Consider the following 2,365-nt stretch of genomic DNA (forward strand, 5'->3'; position numbering starts at 1 on the left):
AGGATCGCTTCCGGCGCGACGTGCGTCCCCGGCAGCACGATCGACTCCTTCAGGCACGCGCCGTCACCGACCACGGCCTCGTCGCCGAGCACGAGCGGGCCCTGGAGACGGACGTTCTTGCCGATCCGCACGTCGCGACCGATCCACACGGGCGGTTCGATGAGCTCGACGCCGTCGAACTGCGACCCGTCACCGACGACGAGGCCCTCCTCGATCGCCTCACCCTGCGCCTTGAGGTCCAGGCCGCCGGTGATCGCGTCGAAGGTCCCCTGCTTGAGCTCGTCCAGCGAGCCCACGTCGTTCCAGTACTCGTCGCCGATGTCGTGCACGTGGAACGGGACGTCGTGGGCCAGCAGCGCCGGGAAGACGTCGTTGGCGAAGTCCACGAACTCCGTGTCGGGGAAGTAGTCGAAGATCTCCTGCTCGAACAGGTAGATGCAGGTGTTCGCCAGGTTGCTGAGCGCCTCGTCGGGGTGCGGCTTCTCCTGGAACGCGCTGATGCGCCCCTCGGCGTCGTGCACGATCACGCCGTACTCCTGCGTGTCGCTCACCTGCTTCGCCGCGATGGTGGCGATCCCCCCGTTGCGACGGTGCGACTCCAGGAACCGGGCGATGTCGATGTCGGTCAGCGCGTCACCCGAGAAGATCAGGAAGGTGCCGGTCCCGAGGTGCTCACGGCATCGGCGCACGCCGCCGGCCGTGCCCGACAGCTCCTCCTCGTACACGTAGGTGATGCTGTCGCCGAAGTAGTCGCGGATCGTGTCCGGGAAGTAGTGGAGGTTCGCGACGATGTCCTTGACGCCCGCGCGCCGGATGTGGTCGACGATGTGGGCCATGACCGGGCGGTCCAGGACCGGGACCATCGGCTTGGGGATCTCGTGGGTGAGCGGCCGCAGGCGGGTTCCGAGTCCCGCCGCGAGAACCTGTGCAGGGATATCCATGGTCGCCGCAGACCGTACCCGGACGGGCGGCGTCGTAGTGTTGCGACATGTCGCTGCCGCCCGGCCCGAACGCCCCTGCCATCCTCCAGACGGCAGCGCTCATGCGGGACCCGCACGGGTTCTTCGAGCGGCTGCACCGTCGGCACGGATGGGCGGTCACGATCCGGATCCTCAGCGAGGGGCGGATCGTCAGCGTCGCCGACCCCGACTGGGCGAAGGCGACCTTCGCGAACACGGACGCGCTCAGTGCGGGCCAGGCGGCCAACACGCTGGAGCCGATCGTCGGGCGCTACTCCCTCCTGACGCTCGACGGCTCCGAGCACCTCCGCCAGCGCAAGCTGCTGCTGCCGCCGTTCCACGGGGACGCACTGCGCGGATACGAGGACACGATCCGCCAGATCGCGGCGGCCGAGGCGGCCGCGTGGCCGCTGCGGACGCCGTTCGGCCTCCACGCCGCCATGCAGCGCGCGACGCTGCAGATGATCCTGCGCATCGTGTTCGGCGTCGACGACCCGGCGCTCCTGGAGCGCTTCGTGACGCTCCAGCACAGGCTGGTCCGGCTCGCGAACGTCGCGGTCCTGCCCGCCCGCCTGCGCGCCGACGTCGGCGGCCGCGCGACGCCGGGAGGTCGGTTCCACGCCGCGATGCGCGAGTTCGACGGGTTGATCGGCGCCCAGATCAGCCGTCGCAGGGCCGAGATGGCGCACGGCGACCACGAGCACGCCCCCGACGTGCTGGGCCTCCTGCTGCAGGCCCGCGACGAGGACGGCACGCCGATGACGGACACCGAACTGCGCGACGAGCTCGTGACCCTGCTGGTGGCGGGTCACGAGACGACGGCGACCGCGCTCGCCTGGACGTTCGATCTGCTCCTGCACGACGCGGATGCGCTGCGCGCGGCGACCGACGCGGCACGGAGCGGTGACGGCGCCTATCTGGAAGCGGTCGGGAAGGAGGCGCTGCGGCTGCGCCCGGTGATCTTCAGCCACGGGCGGATCACGCAGCGGGAGGTGACGATCCTCGGCTGGACGATGCCCGCAGGCACCCGGCTGTGGGCGCCCTATCCGGTGCTGCACCGCGATCCCGCCCTGTGGGACGGGCCGCAGGACTGGCGGCCCGAGCGCTGGCTGGACGGCGGCGCCACCAACGGCGGTGCGGCCCCCTACTCGTGGCTGCCCTTCGGGGGCGGCGTGCGCCGCTGCATCGGTGCGGCGTTCGCCCTGCTGGAGATGCGGCTCCTGCTGCAGGAGGTCCTGGCCGCCGTCACGCTGGAGGCGGCCGGTCCGCCGGAGCGCGCGGTGCTGCGCAACGTCGTGGCCGCGCCCCGCCGCGGCGTGCAGGTCGTGCGGACCGCCTGACGCGGCCCGCCCCTCCCTCAGGGGGCGGGGTCCCAGCTTGTGCGGTAGGCGGTCTGCTCGTCCGTG

General features: G+C 71.5%; 2 protein-coding genes. One reads left to right on the forward strand and one right to left on the reverse strand.

Annotated elements, in window-relative coordinates; translation table 11 throughout:
• Nucleotides 1–941, reverse strand: a 941-nt coding sequence (locus ABYE80_RS19845; protein ID WP_372792037.1) for a sugar phosphate nucleotidyltransferase, incomplete at its 3' end; no start/stop codon positions are given.
• Nucleotides 942–988: 47 nt separating this feature from the next.
• On the opposite strand from ABYE80_RS19845, the gene ABYE80_RS19850 reads away from it, so the two are divergent.
• The gene (locus ABYE80_RS19850; RefSeq protein ID WP_372792038.1) at nt 989–2,299 is read left to right on the forward strand and encodes a cytochrome P450; all 1,311 of its coding nucleotides are present in this window, start codon (nt 989–991) and stop codon (nt 2,297–2,299) included.
• Nucleotides 2,300–2,365 lie beyond the last annotated feature (66 nt).

Source organism: Paraconexibacter sp., from assembly GCF_041602235.1.
Classification (GTDB): domain Bacteria; phylum Actinomycetota; class Thermoleophilia; order Solirubrobacterales; family Solirubrobacteraceae; genus Paraconexibacter.